Origin of the sequence: Leptospira perdikensis (genome assembly GCF_004769575.1) — a bacterium.
GTDB lineage: Bacteria > Spirochaetota > Leptospiria > Leptospirales > Leptospiraceae > Leptospira_A > Leptospira_A perdikensis.
In genome coordinates, this window is record NZ_RQGA01000009.1 from 91,293 (window position 1) to 113,129 (window position 21,837).

Below are 21,837 nucleotides of genomic sequence, written 5' to 3' on the forward strand. Positions count from 1 at the left end.
TTTATGGCAGAGTCTGCCCCACAACCTCAAAAAATAACCAAACAGATCTTTGGTGAAACCTATACCATTGTCGGTGAAGCAACTTCTGGGTACATCTCTGAGGTGGCCGATTATGTCGAATCACGACTGTTGGAATTGTCAAAAGCACTTCCAACAGCATCCAAAACAAAACTTGCCGTACTTTGTGCACTCAATTTGGCGGACGAACTGTTCCAGATGAAGGAAGTTTCGGCTAAGGCGAGTGAAATCCCTGAATTAGAAGAACGAACAAAGAAGATCATTTCTCTATTGGAAGAGGGGATCATTGGGGATCATTTTTGAATTCTATTTCAAAACAAGACGCTAGGAACATTCTAAAAAAAAATCTTCCGAACTTACCGGAACGGGAAGACCACGAAGCTGCCATTCTACGAAGGTTATACCCTATTTTACAGGGCAAATCCAGAATCATTACTTATTCGCCTGATCTTCTTTATGAAGTCGATGTTCTTCCCATCATTGAATCTTGCCCCCTTCCGAGACCCACAGGTTTTATTGAAGCGAGACATTCTGCTAAATGGTACTTTCCTCGAATGGAAGAGGGAAAGGTTTTGCGTTTCCTTCGTCCCCATTCCTTTGAAAAGAACGGACTTGGACTTTTTGAACCGATAGGAGATGAGGAGATCTCCGTAGAAGAAGCCGATTTGATTTTAGTTCCTGCTCTTGGTTTCAATGAAAAAGGTTATCGTTTGGGGCGCGGTGGCGGATATTATGATCGCATTTTAAATTCAGAATCGCTTCAAAAGAAAACCATTGGACTTAGTTTTTCCAAACTTTTTCCCGTCCCATTCCTTGCAGAGAGCCACGATCTAAAAATAGGAAAAATGATTACGGAAATCCAGATTCATTCGTTTTTAGATTGAATCCACGTAGGATTCTGACACGATTCCAGGTAAGCATATGGACCAAGAAACATTACTCACATCCCTTGCGGAAAAAACCAAAATGGAACAAGAGTCCGATCTGGGAGACTTGGAACAGTTCCTTACATTTACCATCGATAAAGAATTCTTTGGGATTCGTTTGTTGTTGGTGCATGAAATTTTAAAACCAGTTTTAATCACAAGAATTCCTAATGTGGATGATTATATTTTAGGTGTGATCAACCTTCGAGGTGAGATCATTCCTATTTTAGATTTGAAAAAAAGATTCCACGAAACTGATTCTGAAATATTTCCTATCTCTCGCATCATAGTTATTATGTTAGACGAGAAACGTATTGGAGTCCTTGTTGATGAAGTCAAACAAGTTGTAAAAATCCAAAAGGATTTTATCAGTTATACAACTGATGACTTGTCGTTAAACTATAGTAAGATGGTTGAATCCGTATCTAGACACGAAGACCATTTGATTTTGAATTTGGATTTGGAACAAATTGTTGATTTTGTTTCTTCCGCAAAGTAAAGAAAAAGGGATACGACATTGGCTGGAATTTTAGGCGAATACACAGAAGTTTTCCTGGAAGAATCTGAGGATCAAATTGAGGAATTAAATTCCAATTTGGTGAAACTAGAAAAAGACCATGAAAACCCAGAAATCATCAATGATATTTTTCGTGCAGCACACTCATTAAAAAGTTCTTCTGCTTTCGTTGGATTATACAATCTTTCGGATCTGTCCCACACAATGGAAAACCTTCTCCAAAAAATCAGAGAAGGGAGTTTGGAAATCAACGTTAAGTTGGTAAATCTATTATTTGAATGTTTTGATCTCATCAAACAAGTGATCGAAGGTGTCGCCAACGGTGTAAAAGTGGAAACACCTTTTACTGACATGATTAAAAAACTGCAGGACTATGAGGCGCAACCGACACAATCTGGTGGTGGTTCCAGTGCTACTAAATCAAATCCGAGTGGCCCGGCAAAGTCTGCAGATAGTTCTAGTTCTTCCCTTAGTTTGACCGAAGATGAAATTTCAGAAATTCGCCAATCCTTAAAAGAAGATAGTGGGCTTTCTGCATTTTCCGTTAACTTAAAGTTGAAGGATGATACGCCGATGCAGAATCTAAGACTTCTGCTTATTTTACAGTCAGTAAAACAATCTGGTGCTATCATCAAATGTAATCCCACTGAAGATGCTTTGGACAATGGTCAAGGTAGTTTTGCACTTTCTTTTATTACTGTAACCAAAAACAACCAACACGAGTTACATGTTCAATGTAATATTGATATGGTTGATAGTCTTTCTGTGGAAGAAATCGAACTTCCTGAAACAGAAATGGAAGCTCTCGAAAAAAGATCAGAAGGGGCATCCTCTGACATTGCGGGAAGTTCTGCTTTGGGGCAGTCTGATTCAGAAGAGAAACATGCTGTTAAAGGTTCAGCTAATTTTGATAAAGCGGTAACTGATTCCAAGGTGGTGATGCGAACCATCAAAGTATCATCTGACAAATTAGACCAACTCATGAATAACGTTGGGGAACTTGTTATTACCAATTCTGGATTCCAGAAGATATATGATGATTTAGTCGCACAGTTTGGTGAAGATTCTTTATTCAATGAACTCAAAGGAAAAATCGATCAGATCAATCGAATTTCTAAAGACTTACAAACTGGAATTATGAATATCCGAATGGTTCCAATTGGATCCGTATTCAATCGTTTTACAAGACTCATTCGGGATCTCTCTTTAGAAACAGGAAAACAAGTAAATCTTGTTTTACGTGGTGAAAACACAGAACTCGATAAAAAAGTAATCGATGCCATTGGTGAACCACTCATCCATCTCATTCGAAATTCTGTGGATCATGGAATTGAATCTCCTTCGGAGAGAAGGGCTTCTGGCAAACCGGAAGAAGGTACTGTAGAACTCAATGCTTACCAAGGTGGGTCGAATATCCTTGTAGAAATTCGAGATGATGGAAAGGGTTTGAACAAAGATAAAATCCTTAAAAAAGCCATCGAACGCGGACTTGTTAGCGATACGGATGCACAAAACCTATCAGAGTCGGACATCTTTCAATTTATCTTTGCTCCTGGATTTTCCACTGCGGATAAAATTTCCGATATTTCTGGGCGTGGTGTAGGGATGAACGTTGTCAACAAACTCATTGAAGAGTTTAAGGGCAAAATCCTCATTCATTCAGAAGAAGGAAAAGGTTCTTCTTTTACACTTTCTTTCCCACAAGCATTGGCCATCATTCCTTCCATTCTTGTGATTATGGAAGAGGAAGTGTATGCTTTCCCACTTTCAGAAGTATCCGAAACGATCAAAGTAAATTTGGATCAAATCACAACTCTTGAGGGACACGAAATCATTAACTTACGTGGTGAGGTATTACCGATCTACCGTTTGAATCGTATCCTTGGTCTTGCCGACAAACAAGAGATGGTGGAAGTGCCGGTCGTCATCGTGAATTACAAAACGAGAAAACTCGGGTTTATGGTAGATGATTTAATTGGAAAACACGAAACCGTAATTAAATCTCTTGGTAAGAACTTCAAAGACATCCAGGGTTTGACCGGTGCGACCATTATGGGTGATGGAACCATCATTCTTGTATTGGACATTCCTGGCCTTGTAGAAATTGCCGCCGACAAAGTGGATTGGTCTGATAAATTGGTGGCAGGTGATATGATGAAACGTGCCTCCACGATTCGCTCTCTCGAAATGTCGGATTCCGAGTATATGTTTAAATCCAATCACCCAACTAACCGGTATAACGCGAAGTTGATCGAATTACGTGCGAAAGATAAATCGCGTGTTAAAAAAGATAAACATAAGATCGAAAAACATGTCATTGTTCCAAAAGAAGAAGTATTTGCCGAAGAACCAGCAACCAATCTTAAAATCACAACAGAAGTGATCAAAACGGAAACTGTTGTGAATGGGGATTCAGGGGAATCGTCGCATTCCTCTACGTCGACTCTTGTGATTGATCACAAAACAGACGAAATTCATCGTTTGGCAGATGTTGCAAAAATAGAAAACGTTAAACTTACGGAAAGAGAACAAGCCGCGGAAATCATAAAAGGGTTTGTCGAACAAAAAGAAGAACGATTGAACCAAGTGGCTGCATTGAATTCAAACGCGATCAACGAAATCATGTCTTCTAAAGATATCAAAAAATTAGAGAACATTGTCAATACAGGTATGATGAATGCCGGTGTTGTTTTGTCTCAGTTAGTTGGTAAAGAAGTTGAACTTTTTATTCCTGAAATCAAACTCACTGATCGTGAAGGATTAGCAAAAGAGTTTCGTTATTCTATGGACCAGTTCTTTGGAATGAAAATTCGTATGACTGGAGATCTGAACGGAAACCTTCTGATGATGTTTTCTGAAGACAATGGGTCTGAAATTGCCAAAGAATTACTTGGTTCGGAAGATGCTAAATATGCTGAAGGAAGCACACATAAACTTTCAGAAGATATGGTTTCCGTTCTCTCTGAGATTTCCAATATTGTTTGTTCGAGTGTGATGAACTCACTTTCTAACAAATTAAAAAAAGAAGTGTTACCTTCGGTTCCAGAAATGATTACAGGTAGTTTTATGGATGTGATCGACATTGTGAAACCAGAACGAACCAAGTTTTTGTCCATGCATACAGAATTTAATCACCAAGGAAGTAACCTAATTGGTGTTTTAATCTTCTTACCTGATTTTGACGAACTGGTAGATTTGATCCATAAATCATGAATAAAAAACCTACCGTTGTTATCATTGACGACTCACTGCTTGTGAGGAATATCCTAAGTGATGTCCTCACCAAAAAAGATGAAGTACAAGTCATTGCCACCGGTAAAACCGGAATGGATTGTATTGATTTAGCGGAAAAATTAAAACCTGACTTTATCGTTTTGGACATTGAGATGCCGATTATGGATGGTCTCACTGCCCTTGCAGAAATCAAAAAACTCAAACTCAATACACATGTCATTATGCTTTCGGTACTCACCCAACATGGGGCTGATGCTACTTTTAAAGCATTAGAGCTTGGTGCCGTTGACTTCATTCCGAAACCGTCCAGTGGAAATCAGTTTTCACCAGAAGATGTTGCAGCAGTTTTATCTGCAAAAATTAAAGGGTTTTCTGATTCTAGGTTGCCGAGTCCAGAAATCCAACCAAGGCCGGAACGGACCGAACGCCAATTAAATAAAAGTTTTCAAAAACCGATCAAAGTAGACGCTATCGGAATAGGGACCTCGACGGGGGGACCAAAAGCCTTACAGACTGTCTTCGCTAGCATTCCGGAAGATTTTGCGAAGCCTATCTTTGTGGTGCAACACATGCCGGCGGGGTTTACGAAGGCATTTGCGGATCGATTGAATTCCTTGTCTAAAATACAAGTGAAGGAAGCAGAACAAGGGGATCTCGTGCAATCAGGAACCGCTTACATTGCTCCTGGTGATTATCAAATGAAGGTGATCACTAAGGGAAAGGATCGTGTCATTGAACTCACCCATGCAGGGCAGGTCAATGGGCATAGACCATCCATTGAAGTATTGTTTGATAGTTTGGTGGAAGCTTATGGTGGAGATCATCTTTTATCCATGATCATGACAGGTATGGGAAAAGATGGATCACAAGCAATCACCAACATTCACGCCAAGGGAGGTATTACTTTGGCGCAGAATGAAGCAACATCGGTTGTCTATGGGATGAACCGGGTTGCAGTGGAATTGGGAGGCATTGATTTTGTCCTTCCGGTGGATGATTTAGTACCAAAGATGATAGAATTATTAAAGTCGAGAGGGAATTAATATGGCAAGAATTTTGGTTGTAGATGATGCAAAATTCATGAGAACGCTCGTAAAAGATGCGTTAGTTGGTGCGGGTCACGAGATCGTAGGTGAAGCTGAGAACGGTAATATTGCGGTGGAACAATACAAAAACCTCAAACCAGACTTAGTAACAATGGACATTACCATGCGTGAAAAAGATGGTATCGAAGCAACAAAGGAAATCATTAAGTTTGATGCTTCTGCTAAAATCATTATGGTAACGGCTCTTGGTCAAGAAGACTTACTTGCGAAAGCAATTAAGATGGGTGTGAAGGATTTTGTGGTAAAACCTTTTCCACCAGAAAGATTGCAACAAGCAGCAGCAAAAGCATTAGGTTTATAACCCGTGTCCCAAACCCCGGAGTTTATCGTCCGGTGGCAGAACCAGGACGGAGGATTGACAGAAGGACCTTTAACGGTTCTATGGTCTCTGATTGATAGTTATAAGGTTGATATTTTTGAAGTCTCCCTTTCGCGTATCACATCCGATTTCATTCAATTTCTGAGAACGAGTCAGTCCCTATCGATTGAACTTACTTCTGAGTTTGCCGTGATGGCAGCTCACTTAGTATATTTAAAATCAAAAGCTTTATTGCCTGATCCTGGTTTTGAAGAAGAGGACTACAATCCTCCTCTTCCGAAAGAACTTGTAGATAAATTACTCGAACACAAGAAGTTTCAAATGGCCGGACAACGTCTAGCGGAACTGGATAGGTTGACCGCAGGTATGTTCACTCGGGAAACCAATCAAGTATTGGATGAAACTGAAGTTTGGTTGGATGTAAGTCTCGTGGATTTAATCTCTGCCTTCAATTCGATTTTGGAACAAGAGAGTTCCAACGAAATGGAAGATCTTCTTCCCATCTACGAAGGTGTGGCACAATACTCCGTAGAAGATAAAATGGCCTATTTACAAAATCTTTTGGAAAAAACCGGGGAAATCCACTTTATGGATTTGTTCGAAACAGAAAAACCGGAAAAAAAAGAAATCGTCGCTGCCTTCCTTGCCGTATTAGAAGTTGTTAAAATCCGAGTTTGCAAAGTTGTCCAACATGCAGTTTTCGGTGAAATCAAAATAGTCAAGGTTTAGACCAATTTGGAAGAAAGAACTTATACTAAGGGCCTTCTTGAGGCACTTCTCTTTTTATCTTCGGATCCGGTCAAATTGTCTGCACTTGCCAAGTCTGCCGGGATCGAAAAAACAGAAGCCCGGGAACTCCTAGACGAACTTATCCTCGATTACCAAGAAAAAGAAGGCGGATTTTTACTTAGAGAAATCGCCGGTGGATACCAATTCATCACAAACCAAAAATACAGCGAAGTCCTGGCCCATATCTTTAAAGATAAAAAAAGAGAAACTCTCTCTCGTGGAACCTTGGACACTCTTGCCATCATTGCTTACAAACAACCCATCACTCTGACGGAACTAGATGAAATTCGAGGAGTGTCCTCTCGAGCTATGGTCGCAAGTCTCATGTCTAAAAAACTGGTAAAAGCTGTGGGCCAAAAAGAAGTTCCTGGTAGGCCTACTTTGTATGGAACCACAGGCGAATTCTTGTTACACTTTGGTCTCAGTAAACTTACTGACCTTCCTACGCCTGTGGAAGTGAAAGAACTTAAGTTTGATGAATTCACACCAGAATCTATCATTGTTACTGATGAAACAGAAATGAATCCTGATTTTGATACAAGCACACTACCGGAAGAATTACAAGAAGAGGCATGAAATGAGTAGTGCAGAAGAAGAATTAAAAAAACTCCGTGCTGGTATCGATTCATTAGACACTGAAATCATCGCACTCATTCAAAAACGGGCTGGTTTTGCGCAAGAGATTGGTCGTGTTAAAAAAGAATCCGGTGGCCCAATTTACCGTCCTGATCGTGAAAAAGATGTATATGAAAAAGTAACTAAATTATCAGGTGGGCCACTTCCATCTTCTGTGATTCGTGCCATCTATAGAGAAATGATGTCGGGAACCATCGCCTTAGAACATCCGTTAAAGATTGGATTTTTAGGACCAGAGGGAAGTTTTTCTCATTCTGCATTACGTGCCAAATTTGGAACTTCTATTGAAGCGGTTCCGCAAACTTCGATCCCTGATGTATTTCGAATGGTAGAAGAGGGAAAGTTGGACTACGGAGTGGTTCCTGTAGAAAATTCTACGGAAGGCCAAGTCAGTTCTACCTTAGATATGTTTTTAGAAACGGATCTATTCGTTTATTCTGAGTTATACCAAAGGATTTCTTTTTCTTTACTCGGATTTGAAACTGATCTTTCTGCTGTGAAAAAAATCTACGGGATTCGGATTGGGAATGAACAGTGTCGTAATTGGATTTCGGCTAACCTGCCGAATGCGGAAGTAGTAGATACGTCCTCTACAGCCATGGCGGCAAAATTAGTTTCGGAACGAAAAGACGGGCTTGCCATCGCATCTAAAATTGCAGGTGAGATTTATAATTTAAATGTAATTGCTGAAGGAATTGAAGATTATTCTGGAAACACCACTAGATTTTTGGTGATCGGTAAAACAGAATCGCCTAAAACAAAGGAAGATAAAACATCCATCGTGTTTTCGATTCCGAACCAAACGGGTTCTTTGTTTGCTATTTTAAAAACTTTTAATGAAATACCTGTGAATCTGACAAAGATTGAATCAAGACCTTTGAAACGAAACTTATGGGAATACCATTTTTTTGTCGATTTTATTGGTCATAAAGATGATCCAAAAATTGCCGAACTACTCGAAAAAGTAAAATCACAATGTACCTTGTTTAAACTTTTGGGTTCCTATCCGACTGCCGGATCTTTTCCGACATGAAGTTATCTAGAGTTTTGATTTATGGGATGGGGCTTATGGGTGGATCCTTGGCCCTTGCCATTCGAGAGAAATTTTCAGATGCAGAGATCACCGCAGTGGTTCGTTCTGAAAAAAGTAAAAATACAATCCGTACGAAAAACTTAAGCGATCAATTTTTTTTAGAATCAGAGTTTACTTCTCCCAACTGGAATCAGTATGATTTGGTAGTCTTTAGCACTCCTGTTGCGTCCATTTTGAAAATCATTCCTACACTTCCTAAATCGGGGAATACAATCTTTATCGATTTAGGATCTACCAAAGAAACCATTGTTTCTGCTGTGGAATCTCATTATGCAGATACCACTCATCATTATATTTCGACCCATCCTATGTGTGGATCCGAACAAGTAGGCCCGGATGCTGCGGTTTTCGATTTATACGTGGATAAACTATGTATTCTTACTTCTCCTAAGTCGGCATCTAACACGAGTTTAGAATCTGTTCGTTTGTTTTGGGAAAAAATTGGTTCTTGGACCATGGAGATGGATTCAAAGTCACATGATGAAACATTGGCTTATCTTTCTCACTTGCCACATGTGATCTCTACCTTACTTGTGAATGTGGCGGGAGCCAATCCTGCAACCAAAAAAGAAATCGCAGGATCTTCCAAACCAATCACTGGCGGTGGGTTTCGGGATATGTCAAGAATTGCCGGATCCAATCCGGATATGTGGATTTCGATCTTTAAAGAAAACCAAGTTTTTTTACGAAAGTCGATTGATGATCTGATCAAACAATTGTTAGAGTTTCGGGATTTATTTGGTTCCAATGGTTCTTTTGAAGAAGATAAAATTCGTAAAATTTGGGAATTGGCTCTGGTCAATAAAGAAGAAATTCGAAAGATCAAATGAAGTTTTTAAAAAACATAAACAAGTTAAGCGGCTGTAAGGCGGCCATTCTCACCAACCAAAGTGCTTTTGGTTTTAATGGAAAATACCACTTCCAAACCTATGCAGAAATTTTTGATCTTAAAACGATATTTTTACCGGAACATGGGCTTTTTGCTGAATTACAAGACCAGGTGAGTGGGGATGAACTCAAATATCTTTTTGGAGATATGCAGATTGTAAACCTCTATGGAAAAGAAGAAAAGAGCCTTGTTCCACCCAAAGAAAGTCTGACAGGAGTGGATGTCATCATCATTGATATTAAAGATGTGGGCTCTCGTTATTATACTTTTTTAACCACAGCTTATTATATTCTTTTAGAACTCTCTCGCCTAAAAAAAGAAACCGGTAAAGCTCCGATATTTTTAGTGATCGATTCACCAAATCCCATTGGTAAAAAAGTAGAAGGGACTCCACTCCAAAAAGAATTTGAATCCTTTGTAGGTGTCACTTCTGTATTACATAGGCATGGGCTTACCCCTGGGGGATTATTAACCTATTATAATGAAACCTTTCAGCTGAAGGTGGATGTTGTTGTGGTGCCTGTGGGTGTGTTCCATCCAAAGTCTATTTCCCAATTTGAATGGGTACCTCCGTCTCCTAATATTCCCACACAAAGTACATGTTTGGTGTATCCTGGGATGTGCCTTTTGGAAGGAACGAACCTTTCAGAAGGAAGGGGGACAACAAAACCCTTTGAAACTTTTGGAGCACCTTATTTAGTAGGCAAGGCAAAAGAAGAATTGGACAAACGAATGGACTTACATCAGTCCGATGACTTTCGTTTGCGACCTTTACGTTTTTTACCTACCTTTCATAAGTATACTGGTATTATTTGTGAAGGATACCAACTCATGGTTTTAAAACCAAAACAGTTTCATTCTCTTTATTTTATATTGTACTTTCTGAAACAACTCGGCGAGTTATTTCCCAAAGAATTCGAATACTTAAAAGGGGTGTATGAGTTTCGTTCCGATCGACCAGCGATTGAACTCCTTGCGGGTGATTCTACTTTACTTGATTATTTATACGGCAAATTATCGGAATCTGAGCTCAGTGAGTATTTAGATCAATCAGAACGTCGTTGGATTAAGCTCACAAAACCATTTCGATATTAATTTTTTTAACAAATTGGTGTTGCAGACCGACTAAAGACTAGGTATACAATGACCATGACAAGAATGTTTCGAACCGTTTTTCTGGTTTCCTTAATGGCAACCTTATTAACCAACTGCGGTTATAACCGCATCCAAGAGTTGGATGAAGAAGTGACTGCTTCTTGGGCAGAAGTTCTCAACCAATACAAAAGAAGATCTGATTTAGTTCCCAATTTGGTTTCTGCCGTAAAAGGATTTGCGAACCAAGAGAAAGACATTATGAAAGGGATTGCAGAAGCACGTGCTAAAATTGGTTCTATCCAAGCTACACCAGAGCTCGTGAACAATCCGGAGAGTCTGAAACAATTTGACCAAGCGCAAGGTCAATTGGGTTCAGCACTATCAAGACTTCTTATGATTCAAGAAAACTACCCGCAATTAAAATCAGACCAACACTTTTCTGATCTAATGGCACAGTTAGAAGGAACAGAAAATCGAATTACAGTTGCTAGAAACCGATTCATCAAATCAACTAAGGAATTCAATGTGTATATCCGTCAGTTCCCTGCGGTGCTAACTGCAAAAGCTTTTGGTTATGAATCGAAAGCGACTTTCACCGTTGAAGATCAGAAAGCCATTGAGAATGCTCCGAAAGTAGAATTCTAAATAGAAAATAAATATATTAAGAAATTCAAATGAACACAACCTTGAATCTAAATAAGAGCTACTTAGATTCAATCTGAACGGATTGATTTGAAAATTTAATATGAAGCCGGTAAGTGATTGCCGGCTTTTTTATTTAGAATTGAAAGTAGAGAAAAGGACTGGATACTGTTACACTATAAATGATGAAGGAAGTAATATAGAGTAAGATACAGGTAGGAATGAGAAAGTATAAATTGTCCGTGATAAAGGCAAATCTATCTTCATTTTTATCTTGGAGAATGTCTACCAAAAACAAAAATCCAACTAGAATCACCAAACTCACGCTCATCTGAGGAAAAATTCCACTCGCACCAGTGAAGGCACGTTCCAACATGATTTTGGTGATGCCCATACCTGTCGGAACTTCCGGAGTGGCTTTAGCTCTGAAGAAAAAACAAGACAATACGAAAACACCTACTGGATATAACGGTTGGATGGCTCTAGGTACTCGGTTCCAGGCTTTACGCATGGTTTCGAATTTGAATACAAATTTTTCTATGACCATCATAGAGGAGTGAAGTGTCCCCCATAAAACAAAGGTCCAGTCGGCACCATGCCAAATTCCAGAAACAAAAGTGGTGATAAAAAGATTTACATAAGCCATAATCTCGCCGCGTCTGTTTCCACCAAGAGTGATGTACACATAGTCACGTAACCAAGAACTAAAGGAAATATGCCAACGTCGCCAAAGTTCTGTTAGTGTTCCCGATAAAAACGGACGGTCAAAGTTTTTAGGAATATGGAATCCGAGTATCCTTGCGGTTCCAATCGCAATATCAGAATATCCTGAAAAATCACAATAGATTTGAACTGCAAATAAAAAGGCGGCAATCCACATCGCAATCCAATTGTATTCCGTAGGATTGGCATACATGGGATCAATCACGTATGAAACAGGGTCGGCAATGAAGGTTTTTTTAAAAATACCCCAGAATAGTTGTTTGAGGCCTTGTTTTAAATTTTCTTTTGTAAAGTCTTTGGAATCTAAAAATTGGTGAAGGACATCACTTGCGCGTAAGATGGGACCTGCTACCAGTTGTGGAAAAAACGCCAAAAAAAGTCCGAAATGGAAAATGGATTTGGCTCTTTCTACCACACCTCGATACACATCTACAGCATAGGATACAGCCTGTAAGGTGAAAAAACTAATCCCCATTGGAAGGAGGATCCCTGACTTCTGTACAAATTCTGGATCACAAGGAGTGAGTGAAAAGGTTTGGTTCCAAACAGTTATGGAAAAATCCAAATACTTAAAAACAAATAGTAAACTTAAATTACTCCAGACTGCCACATTTAGCCAAAACAATTTTTTTGGTTTAGAGGAAGTGGCTTCCATGTAGTCGACAGCAAGTTTTGTGACTACAAAGGAGAATACGAGTAAAATGAGAAAAGGGATTCTGAAGATCGCATAAAAATACAAACTAACAATGAATAACCAGAGGCCTTGGAATCGTTTGGGGATTAAAAAATAAACAAGAATAACAACCGGCGCAAAGATCAAATAGTGAACAGAATTAAAAAGCATATTATTTGATTTCCTTTAAGGCATGGGCAATGGATTCTGCGGCCCATAAGTTACCTAATTTTGTTAGGTGGCCATCACCAGGAATGTAATAGTCTTGGATTCCTGCTTTTTTTGTTTTTCCGTTTAAAGTAAATTCACGGCCACACATTTTGTCCGTATAAGGAAGGACATCAAGAGTTTGGATTCCTTTTGAATCTAAATATTTTTTGGCACGAATGGCATAACTTCCAAGAGCATTGTACTTTCCTACCTGGCGACAATACACTTCTTCGATTTGCATAGGAAGAATGACTGGCACAAACTTATATCCTTTTTCTTTAGAAAGAGTAATCATTAAATCATAGGCCCTTGTTGTTGTTTCGGGTAATGGTTCTAAAGAGTTTGGATCAATTGGGGAATCGGAACAAATCACATTTAAATTTTGGAGAGGAGTGGGACAAATGAATTCATCCTTTTCTTCGCATTTCTGATGTTTGATGGGAAGAATAAATGTTTCTCGTAAATAAACGAGTGGCGAAGAGGTAAGAAGCTTTGTGTCGGCACTGACTAAATATTTTGTTTGTGAAAATTTGACTTTAGTTTGTTCGTAAGCAAGTTTTAAGGCCTGTAGAAGGTAGGAGAGCCTTGTCAGTTCAAATTGAATGCGGAAGTTTTTTTTCCAAACTGGATCGTTTTCATGGAGAGCATCATTTTCATCATCCGGAAGAATTCCTTGTGCGCGTAATTCCTCGGGCATAGTAAAATCATTTGGTGATATAAAAAATAAAACTGTTTTGATATTATCAATTTTACCTGACATATCTTTTAGGCGTTTGTAGGAACCAAGAGACCCGTAAGCATCTACACCCAAATTTAGGCTTTGGTAATTTTTTCCGTTTTGTGCAGATCCTCCGAGGATCGAACAAAAAGTATCTTCATCAGAAACACCAAATCCCATAACCAAACTATCACCAAGACAAACAAGTTTTTGTTTTCCTGCTATTGGCTCTTCTAATCCGCGAAGGCCCAGTGAATTGGTGGTGAACTGACCTTGCCAAAGATCAGCGTAGTGGCGGACAAAACGGCTTTCGTTTGGTTCTAGGGTCACCCCATATTCAGGATGGTAGGCATGTAAAAGTTTGACATCGCGGTAGTAACGTAATGCAGGCGGATTGGAAGTGCGTAAAATCAATTCCAATGTAAGTAACGCCAACGGGAAAAATAGGACAATGGCTCCCCATCGTTTCCAGTTTTGAATCATATCCCTCTAAACTTTAGAATTCCGGCTGGGAATCAAGCATTTCTAAGGCAAATTTAAGAAGTCCTTAGCAATCGCATCGGCAAAAAGTTCAGCAAGCGCAGGTCCTGGGTGGCCATCTCCAGGGATATAGACTTGTTTTTGTTCTTGAAACAAGATTTCTGTTTTGGTTCTAAGGTCGATGGGTTTGATACCTTGGTCTGTAAAAAACTTTTTTGCCTCTTCATAGTTGGGATCCTTCGTATCGGGTTTTCCAACTTTTGACATCCCCCAACTGAAAAGGATGTTTAGTTTCTCTATGGGTAGTGTTGGATCATTTAAAAACTTATATAGGTTGGAATAGGTGATATGGTTTTTGGGATATAGGATCGGAATTCCGGACGAAGTGTACACATTTGCCTTCTGAGAAGGTAGGAGGTTTTGATAAATATAGGAATTTCGGATGAGATGGTAGTGGATAGGATATAGGTATTTTTTGATTCCCTTTTTTTCCCTTTCGTCATCGATAAAGTCAGATGGATTCCAAATCCAATAGATTTGTTTGGGTTGGTCTTTTGAATTTGTGGAAGTGAATGCCTCTTTTAAAAGGTTCAAAATTCCATTGGTTCCAATGGCATCAACCGCAATGACTCGCACCTCTAATTTGTATTTGGATTTTAAATAAGAGGCTGGTGTTTCGTTTGTTGGTAAACCATAACCCATTGCCATCGAGTCACCAACGAGCCATAGATCTTTTGGATTTGTTTCTTCGGAAAGGATTCGTTCTCCAATAGAATTGGTTTGGATGTCCCAAGTTTTACCATCCACTCTTGTAAACGTTTCCTTTCTATTGGAACAAAGGCGAATTAAATCGAATCCATACAAACAATGGAATTTTTTATAACGAATTTCTTCTGTATCGGTTCCATTTTGAAAGCGAAAGAAAACTTCTCCTAGAGATAAACTTAAGAGAAGGGTAATCGTTAGATAAAATAAAATTTTAAAGGATTTTTTCAATGAGGAGGTAAAAGAAAGCAAGATTTCCGATATAAAGAATCATTACTAAAAACCCTATAGCCATCTGGAAGATATAGGCTGAATAGGAAAATCCTTGGTAGGCAAGATAAGTCGTGATTCCCAGAATCATCTCAGGAACTAACACATAGTAGGCTACTTTTCCCCACATCTTTACATTTTGTGGATACCAAGATCCGAGTACCCACATAGTGGCTTCCGAAGTTCCAAAGATTAGTAAGGCAACGATTCCTACCCAAAGACAGGTTCCTATGATGGATACAGACATTTCTTCTAGTTTGATTCCCGTATACACACAGATAAATAATGGAATAGTCCAAAGTCCTGCCATATAACCTGAAACTGTTCCAATCTTTAAAAATCCATCTTCAGGAAATACTAATATCTGTAATGCGGCAGAAAGAAACCAGTCTGGAAATATCATAAAAATAGACAAAGGAACGAGGAATTTCCAAATGCGGAATGGTGTATGCCACCGAAAGACTTTGCAGAGGCTCGCAAAACTTATATGGAATAGAAGTGTGAGTGAGGCCAGTTGGACTCCCGCCTCTGCTCTACCTAAATACAAAACAAGTCCGGAAACAATACCAAATACTAAAAAATACAAAGCCAGTAAGAATTCTTCTGCAAGGAACTTAGGTTTCATCGGTTCGAATCTTAAAGCCAAGCGAATGGGATGCAAGCCGAAACTGAATGAAATTGATTTTAAAAATGAAAAGACGAGGGGAACGAAGAATCTTGGGAGATACTGGGTTCGAACCAGTGACCTCTACCATGTCAAGGTAGCGCTCTAACCAACTGAGCTAATCCCCCAAGGTAAAACCACTTCACCAGAGCCGAGCCCACCGTAAAGTACGATTTCTAAATCGGTTCCTGATTGAATAATCGCCACTCATCCGATCGGCAAGACGTTTTGGTTTGGTTTTGTCAGGGATTAAAAGAACCAAATTGTCTTTTGCTCGAGAAAGGCCTACGTAAAGAATCCTTCTTTCTTCGGCTTCATTGACCTCAACTCCGTCTTCACTCCAACCGAGAACTAGGTCAAGGAGGACGGTTCTGAACTCTAAACCCTTTGCACTATGAATTGTCATCACTTGTGAAGAAGGAACACCTAATGCAATCCATTCGCTTTTCCGAAAATTGCTGCGAGTGAGTAAAACACTTGTGGGATCTTTTGTTAGCCATTCTTTCCAAATCTCAATTGGTTTTGTTTCTTGTTCTTTGATTCTTACTTTTAGAAAAACTCCTTTTTCTTTCCGGAAGGTTTGTACTTGTTTTGCAATTTTGTCTTTGTTTGGTTTTAAGGCAAGTAATGAGGCTTGGATGATGGAATCCTTGGAGCGATAGTTAGTTGATAGAAAGTATTGCACCACACCCGGAAAATGGTTTGGAAATTCTAAAAATGGTTTTGGTGTGGCACCGCGAAATCCATAAATGGCCTGCCAATCATCACCTACAACAGTGATGGATTTAAAATTCATCTTTTGTATGATCTGGAGTTGGGTTTCATCGGTATCTTGAAACTCATCAATGATGAGAGCTTTCCATTTTTCTTTTACAGGAGCCGAGGACTCCCTTTCCAAAAATTGAAGGAAATCAACAATCAAATCATCAAACTCGAAATAATTGTTTTCTATTTTCCAAGATCGAAACGACAACAGATAAGATTCGTAACCTTCCAAAGAAAGTTTTCTGAAATGCTTTCCATTATTTTTGAAAAGTATGGGGAAAGGAATTCCGCCGATCGTATATCGTAATGGAAAAAGGATTTCCTTGGTGATTTCCCATTTTTTGGATTCGCCAAGGAGTTTATAACGAGACCAGTTTTTTGTGTTATCGTATCTTTTTAATGTATGATAACAAAACGCATGAAAGGTGGAAATATGGTAGTGAGGGGAGAGTCCTTTTTTGTGACAACGTTCTTTAAATTCATTTGTTGCTTTTTTTGTAAAAGTAACAATGAGGGTGTTTTCAGGAAGGATCGTATTTTCTTTTTCGCTTTCTTCTAAAAGCCCGATCATAGTGGCTGTTTTACCTGAACCAGCTCCAGCAATTACTTGTTTGATGGAATGATGTGAATCGATGATGGATTTTTGTTCTTCACTCCACATATATCAGTGGGTGCAACAGACGAAAGTTTGGTTCTATTTTTTAAAACTATTGTTTGAAGACGGCCGAGTCTTCATCTTCCTCTTCTTTTAAATCATAGTATCCATAAATAAAGTTTGAACTTGCTTTCACTTCCATCCCATAAAAATGTTCAGAAATCCTACCTGATTTGGTAACTTCTAATTTGTATTCCTCTGCAAGGAATTTCATTTTGTCCATGGATATCTTTTCATTAATTTTCGGGCCGAAACCTGATTCTGTTTTTGACCAATCGATGATGAAAAGTCTTCCACCTGATTTCATGGAACGAATGAGCCCATCCATCGCCAAACCAGGGTTTGGAAAAGTAGAAAGAGAGAGAGAGGCAAAAATGATTTCTGGAACGGGGACCCATTCCGGGAGGAGAGGGTGGTCGGACTGGTCCATATGAAAAGGGGTCAGTTGTTCAATCCCTTCCATTAGTTTACGTCGTAAAATCATATCGATGATCTCTTGTTGGCATTCTGCAGCCCAGATCCAGACATGAGGAAACCACTTCCGAAACTCTTGGAAGTAAAACCCGAGCCCACTCCCAAAGTCGACTAGATTGTTCAGGCCCTTCCAATTGAAAAAAGCATATACATCCTCAGGAGGACAGACCTCCCTTCTATGGCTAGAGAGCAAGTATTCCTGATAACTTTGGGAACGGTAGTATTCCGTTTCGGACATAATGACAATTCTCAGAGAAAAGCTGGGAAAGTACAAACGAAAAATTCAATTAGGGGACCTTTACCACCGAAAATCTAAGTATGAAGTTCTCGATTCAACTTTGGACGGTTGTACTGGTATTGTCGCTAGTTCCGATTTCGGCAGACTCTGGGTTTGAGGAAAGTCGTTATCCTACCATAGCAAAGGCAATCCATGTTAGCCTTCTACCTGATAAAAAATCGATTCGATTGGATTGGGATCCGCCCAAACAAGAGGGAGAAGTGATTGTTGCCCGTTCCTCTGTCATGATTGATAGTCCGGAAAAATTATACATTGCGGATTCTCTTGGCAGATACAAGGCTTCTGGTGCGAATGCCACTCGTCTGTATTTTGATTACAATCTGAAACCTGGAAATTATTATTACGCAGTTGTGATGGTAGCGGATGTTCGCCGCCGCGAAGTGAAACTGTTTTCGAACCAAAATTTTACCGTGATTCCAGTTCACATTGCGGAAGAAAATGGAACCCCTGTTGTAGGACAAAATCCTGATTTCCCTGCGTTCCCTGCCGATGCGGGGATTCAATCTATGGTGGGTGGGGTTTCCGGAATTACTGCGAGTATCGAAAGGAAGTATGTTCGTTTGAATTGGACACCACCAAACGGAGCTACTGCGGGAAGGACTCAATACACAGTTTATCGTTCTAACTCTCCTCTTACAAGTTTACCTCTGATGCAAAAAGCAGAAAAACTGGCAGAAGTCACTCATCCTGTGAATTCTTTTTTAGATCAAGATTTGGATAAATCGCAAACATTATATTATGGAGTTTCCGTGAAACAAGTGGGAGGTGAAGAAACTCTTCCTTTGGAAGATAAAAAGTCTACTTTACGCGTGTTTTATATCAAACAAACGGAAAAAAACAATGCAGAAGTCATTGTGGAAGATTCTCCTAAAAAACCAAAACAAGAAGTTGCCTCTAACGACACACACACAGACTTGGGTGGTTCTATGCACGTTCGGGGTCTCGGTTATGAACGTGTAGGAAAAGGTGCTGTGATCAGTTGGATTAGTCCAGAAGCTGCTGATGAGACGACAATCTATAGTTTGTATGCTTCCGTAAAACCCTTAAACCAAGGAGCTTCTTCCTTTGGGCAAGGTTCTGTCGTAAAAGTAGCAACTGTTGTTCATCCCAAAACAAATTTTTTTATCAAAGAATTAAAAGAAATCGATGAACTCTATTTTGGTGTAACTGCTAAATCAAGTGGTATTCCTGAAGACTATCAATTGAAAGAAAATGTTTCTTATTTTAAATATGATTTTTCGAAAGATATAACTCCTCCGGAAGAACCCAATGTTGTTGCTGAGTCTCATCCGAAAAGAGAACCAGAAAAAAATGAAGTTTATAAAAATGAACATGCTGTGACTCCGTCTGATTCTTTGCCTCCAAAAGAACCTGAGCAGGTAAATGATTTTAAAGAAGAAACTTCTGCAACGGTTAATTATGATTTGGGTCAAACGGATCTCAATCAAATCATTAAAGAAACAGTCATTAGAAAAAAATATGAAACAGCTGTGTATCGGTTGGAAGAATATTTGAAATATGAATCCAATGTATACCTACGTGGGAAGGCTATGTTCTTTCTTGGGGTGAGTGCGTTGAAAACTGGTGATACAAAAAAAGCGTTAAAATGTTTTTTGAGAAGGGAAACAAAATCCTATTCACCAACTCGAGTGGAATTTTGGACGAATCAAACCCTGAGTCAGGCGGGTAGAGGGAATTTATGAATCGAATCATTGTAACCTTAGCAGGTTTTTTATTTATTGTTGCGGGTCTTTCTACAGCATACTACCAAACGAATATTTCTGCAAAAGAAGATCAATCTCAGGCTGTTTTGGAAAAAATTGCCGAAGGGGAAGAGTATTTAAAACAATCTAACCCTCAAAGTAAAGAAAAAGCCATTGCCATTTTTTCTGAGTTAGCTGGGAAACGTGGTTTAGAAAAATATGAATTTCAAATTAAATACAACCAAGCAAGAGCTCTAGAAAAGAACTCAGATTTTTATCCAGCTCTTGATATTTATAAAGATCTTAAAAAGAGTCCTAATCTAAAATCGGAAGAAAAGGAACGTTTGAGTTATTCTCTTGGTAATTTACTTTTAAAAATAGGAAATGAGTCGGAAGGGAAGGCTCATTTAGAATCTGTTTTGCAACAAAGTTCTGATAATAAATTAAGATCTAAGTCTTTTTTGTCTCTCGGTGACTATTATTATAAAACAGGTCATTTTGAAACCGCACGTAAAAATTATACTTTGGCCTTACAAGAAGATCCGAACAATACAGAATCGAGAATTGGCTGGGGAAGATCCCTTCGTAAACTTGGTAAAGATTGGGCTTCGTTTGATGTATTCGATGAATATATTGAAACTGCTGACCAGTTAGCAGGTGCTGACGAAAAAGTGGTAGGGGAATACAAAGATTCAGTTCTAAAAGATGCTAAAGACAATTATACTAAGAAAAATTATGTTAAAGCAATTGAACTGTTTCAGAAAGTAATTACTGTCAATCCAGCGCCTAAAAAAGAAGAGGAAGCTTTGTATTATATTGCATTGTCTTATGATGCGTTAGGAAAACAAATTGAATCTCTCACTTACATCAATAAGGTTTTGAATAACAGTGACTATTCTCTCGACCAAGCGGCTTTATACAAAAAAGGAACCATTTATTTCCGACAAGGTAAGTTTGAAAAAGCAGCAGGTATCTTTCAGACCATTGTAGATAAATACCCTAAAAACCAGATTACCGACAAGGCGATTGCATGGAAAAAAGAATCACTCGATCAGTTTACAGATCATAACGATCTTGATGGTTCAGATGTAACGTCTGATTCTGATTCACCTAAACCAAGTTCGGTTTCTAACCGACCAGATTCGGGAAGTGATTTAGAGTTTTAGTCGGACTTAACTAGAAATTCATTCGTCTTTGTATTCTGGAGGGCTTCCTCCATTCCGAAAGTTTTGTAAATTTCCGGAACAATGTCTGCAAGCGAATGTATATTTTCAGCGAAGCGGTCAGCATTCTTACCATAGAGAATGGTGGCCGCCGGGTTTTCCGTATGATTTTTCTGGCTTAGGTCTTCCATATTCCCATGATCACTCGAAACAATGAGTAAATCTTTTTCCGGATCGAGAGTTTCAAGGACTCCACGAAAGAATTCTTCTAAATTTCGGATGATATGTTCTGCCTTTTCCCAATCCATTGCATGTCCTACTTTATCAGTGAGAAAGTATTCATACAAAGCCAATTGGTAATTGGCAAAACGTGTCATGGATTGTTTACCAAGTAAGTAGGGATCTCGTTTTTCTAGGAGCGGATCTCCCTTTTTTAACATATCAATTCCCATAGTTCCCATAATTTCATGAGTTAAGTCCATATATAGACCCCTCTCATTCCGAAGGTCATCAAAGTTCTTTAAGGGACGGCCACTTGCTAACTGGACTAAGGTGGAAGCGGAAACAAGTTTCGGTTTTTCTTCTACATGTTTGAGATAAGGTGGTGAAAAACAGTTTAGAAAATCACTCAAATGACCGTGTTCATTTAAAACTTTGATAAGGGAATACTTTGCTATGATTTTACGGAGGGTGATGGTTGGAAACCCACTCACATGACGATCGAGCACCTTGGGTCCAGGAATTCCTGTCCAAAGCGCCGTTTGTCCTGTAGCCGATTGGGGTAGACCCGGAACACCCATATGAGCATCCGTTTTGATATAGTGCAGTGGAGAAGGTAGGTGAGGTATGTCGGCATCTGCTACCGGGATCCCTCCTACGGGTGCTAAAAAACCTTTGGCAAATCGGCTAAATGGATTGGATTTGGGATCGTAATTTGCGATTCCCACCCCGTCCAAAAATACATAAAAAATCATTCCTTTCCTTGGACTGATTGGTTTTTGCCAATGACAAC

Annotated in this window: 21 protein-coding genes and 1 tRNA gene; 14 read left to right on the top strand and 8 right to left on the bottom strand. The window is 39.2% G+C overall.

Annotated elements, in window-relative coordinates; genetic code table 11:
• Positions 1-3 precede the first annotated feature (3 nt).
• Genes EHQ49_RS08800 through EHQ49_RS08855 form a run of 12 tightly spaced genes read left to right on the top strand, consistent with a single transcriptional unit; the run spans position 4 to position 11,267 of the window.
• Positions 4-321: a cell division protein ZapA gene (locus EHQ49_RS08800; RefSeq protein WP_135578508.1), complete on the top strand. Its 318-nt coding sequence runs from the start codon at positions 4-6 to the stop codon at positions 319-321.
• On the top strand, positions 318-902 hold the full coding sequence (locus EHQ49_RS08805; protein ID WP_135578510.1) for a 5-formyltetrahydrofolate cyclo-ligase: 585 nt from the start codon (positions 318-320) through the stop codon (positions 900-902). The genes EHQ49_RS08800 and EHQ49_RS08805 overlap by 4 nt, the downstream gene beginning before the upstream one ends.
• A gap of 37 nt (positions 903-939) precedes the next feature.
• On the top strand, positions 940-1,443 hold the full coding sequence (locus tag EHQ49_RS08810) for a chemotaxis protein CheW (protein WP_135578512.1): 504 nt from the start codon (positions 940-942) through the stop codon (positions 1,441-1,443).
• 18 nt (positions 1,444-1,461) lie between these two features.
• The gene (locus tag EHQ49_RS08815) at positions 1,462-4,674 is read left to right on the top strand and encodes a chemotaxis protein CheW (protein WP_135578515.1); all 3,213 of its coding nucleotides are present in this window, start codon (positions 1,462-1,464) and stop codon (positions 4,672-4,674) included.
• Complete coding sequence (locus EHQ49_RS08820; RefSeq protein ID WP_135578517.1) at positions 4,671-5,738, top strand: protein-glutamate methylesterase/protein-glutamine glutaminase; 1,068 nt, start codon at positions 4,671-4,673, stop codon at positions 5,736-5,738. The genes EHQ49_RS08815 and EHQ49_RS08820 overlap by 4 nt, the downstream gene beginning before the upstream one ends.
• Position 5,739: 1 nt before the next feature.
• Entirely contained in the window at positions 5,740-6,102 is a 363-nt protein-coding gene (locus tag EHQ49_RS08825) for a response regulator (protein ID WP_002975323.1), read from the top strand.
• A 3-nt stretch (positions 6,103-6,105) separates the two neighbouring features.
• Entirely contained in the window at positions 6,106-6,849 is a 744-nt protein-coding gene (locus tag EHQ49_RS08830) for a segregation and condensation protein A (RefSeq protein WP_135578518.1), read from the top strand.
• Between the two features lie 6 nt (positions 6,850-6,855).
• Positions 6,856-7,485 carry an SMC-Scp complex subunit ScpB gene (scpB, locus tag EHQ49_RS08835; RefSeq protein WP_135578520.1) on the top strand — a complete coding sequence of 210 codons (630 nt, stop codon included), beginning with the start codon at positions 6,856-6,858 and terminating at the stop codon, positions 7,483-7,485.
• Position 7,486: 1 nt separating this feature from the next.
• Positions 7,487-8,578, top strand: coding sequence for a prephenate dehydratase (pheA, locus tag EHQ49_RS08840; RefSeq protein ID WP_135578522.1), 1,092 nt, complete (start codon positions 7,487-7,489; stop codon positions 8,576-8,578).
• A complete protein-coding gene (locus EHQ49_RS08845; RefSeq protein WP_135578524.1) occupies positions 8,575-9,468 on the top strand; it encodes a prephenate dehydrogenase in 894 nt (297 codons plus the stop codon). The genes pheA and EHQ49_RS08845 overlap by 4 nt, the downstream gene beginning before the upstream one ends.
• Positions 9,465-10,622, top strand: a complete 1,158-nt coding sequence (locus EHQ49_RS08850; RefSeq protein WP_135578526.1) for a DUF1343 domain-containing protein — start codon at positions 9,465-9,467, stop codon at positions 10,620-10,622. Before EHQ49_RS08845 ends, EHQ49_RS08850 begins: the two co-directional genes overlap by 4 nt.
• A 54-nt stretch (positions 10,623-10,676) precedes the next feature.
• Positions 10,677-11,267 (top strand): LemA family protein, encoded by a 591-nt coding sequence (locus EHQ49_RS08855; protein ID WP_135578528.1) that lies wholly within the window; start codon positions 10,677-10,679, stop codon positions 11,265-11,267.
• Between the two features lie 133 nt (positions 11,268-11,400).
• On the opposite strand, the gene EHQ49_RS08860 is transcribed toward EHQ49_RS08855, so the two are convergent.
• From EHQ49_RS08860 to EHQ49_RS08890, 7 genes are all read right to left on the bottom strand, one after another.
• Positions 11,401-12,831, bottom strand: a complete 1,431-nt coding sequence (locus EHQ49_RS08860; protein WP_135578530.1) for an MBOAT family O-acyltransferase — start codon at positions 12,829-12,831, stop codon at positions 11,401-11,403.
• A gap of 1 nt (position 12,832) precedes the next feature.
• Entirely contained in the window at positions 12,833-14,071 is a 1,239-nt protein-coding gene (locus tag EHQ49_RS08865; RefSeq protein WP_135578532.1) for an LA_2490 family SGNH/GDSL-type esterase, read from the bottom strand.
• Between the two features lie 42 nt (positions 14,072-14,113).
• Positions 14,114-15,064 carry an LA_2486 family SGNH/GDSL-type esterase gene (locus tag EHQ49_RS08870; RefSeq protein ID WP_208732192.1) on the bottom strand — a complete coding sequence of 317 codons (951 nt, stop codon included), beginning with the start codon at positions 15,062-15,064 and terminating at the stop codon, positions 14,114-14,116.
• Positions 15,048-15,728 carry a DUF6989 domain-containing protein gene (locus EHQ49_RS08875; protein WP_135578534.1) on the bottom strand — a complete coding sequence of 227 codons (681 nt, stop codon included), beginning with the start codon at positions 15,726-15,728 and terminating at the stop codon, positions 15,048-15,050. Before EHQ49_RS08875 ends, EHQ49_RS08870 begins: the two co-directional genes overlap by 17 nt.
• A gap of 93 nt (positions 15,729-15,821) precedes the next feature.
• Positions 15,822-15,895, bottom strand: a tRNA-Val gene (locus EHQ49_RS08880).
• Between the two features lie 14 nt (positions 15,896-15,909).
• Positions 15,910-17,193 carry a UvrD-helicase domain-containing protein gene (locus EHQ49_RS08885; RefSeq protein ID WP_135578536.1) on the bottom strand — a complete coding sequence of 428 codons (1,284 nt, stop codon included), beginning with the start codon at positions 17,191-17,193 and terminating at the stop codon, positions 15,910-15,912.
• A 46-nt stretch (positions 17,194-17,239) separates the two neighbouring features.
• Positions 17,240-17,899, bottom strand: coding sequence for a class I SAM-dependent methyltransferase (locus EHQ49_RS08890; protein ID WP_135578538.1), 660 nt, complete (start codon positions 17,897-17,899; stop codon positions 17,240-17,242).
• Positions 17,900-17,979: 80 nt separating this feature from the next.
• Between EHQ49_RS08890 and EHQ49_RS08895 the strand changes: the two genes are divergently transcribed.
• Both EHQ49_RS08895 and EHQ49_RS08900 read left to right on the top strand, forming a co-directional pair.
• Complete coding sequence (locus EHQ49_RS08895; RefSeq protein ID WP_135578540.1) at positions 17,980-19,662, top strand: tetratricopeptide repeat protein; 1,683 nt, start codon at positions 17,980-17,982, stop codon at positions 19,660-19,662.
• Positions 19,659-20,828, top strand: coding sequence for a tetratricopeptide repeat protein (locus EHQ49_RS08900; RefSeq protein WP_135578542.1), 1,170 nt, complete (start codon positions 19,659-19,661; stop codon positions 20,826-20,828). The genes EHQ49_RS08895 and EHQ49_RS08900 overlap by 4 nt, the downstream gene beginning before the upstream one ends.
• Here EHQ49_RS08900 and EHQ49_RS08905 read toward each other — a convergent pair.
• Positions 20,825-21,799 carry an alkaline phosphatase family protein gene (locus tag EHQ49_RS08905; RefSeq protein WP_135578544.1) on the bottom strand — a complete coding sequence of 325 codons (975 nt, stop codon included), beginning with the start codon at positions 21,797-21,799 and terminating at the stop codon, positions 20,825-20,827. The two genes, EHQ49_RS08900 and EHQ49_RS08905, sit on opposite strands and share 4 nt — an antisense overlap.
• Positions 21,800-21,837 lie beyond the last annotated feature (38 nt).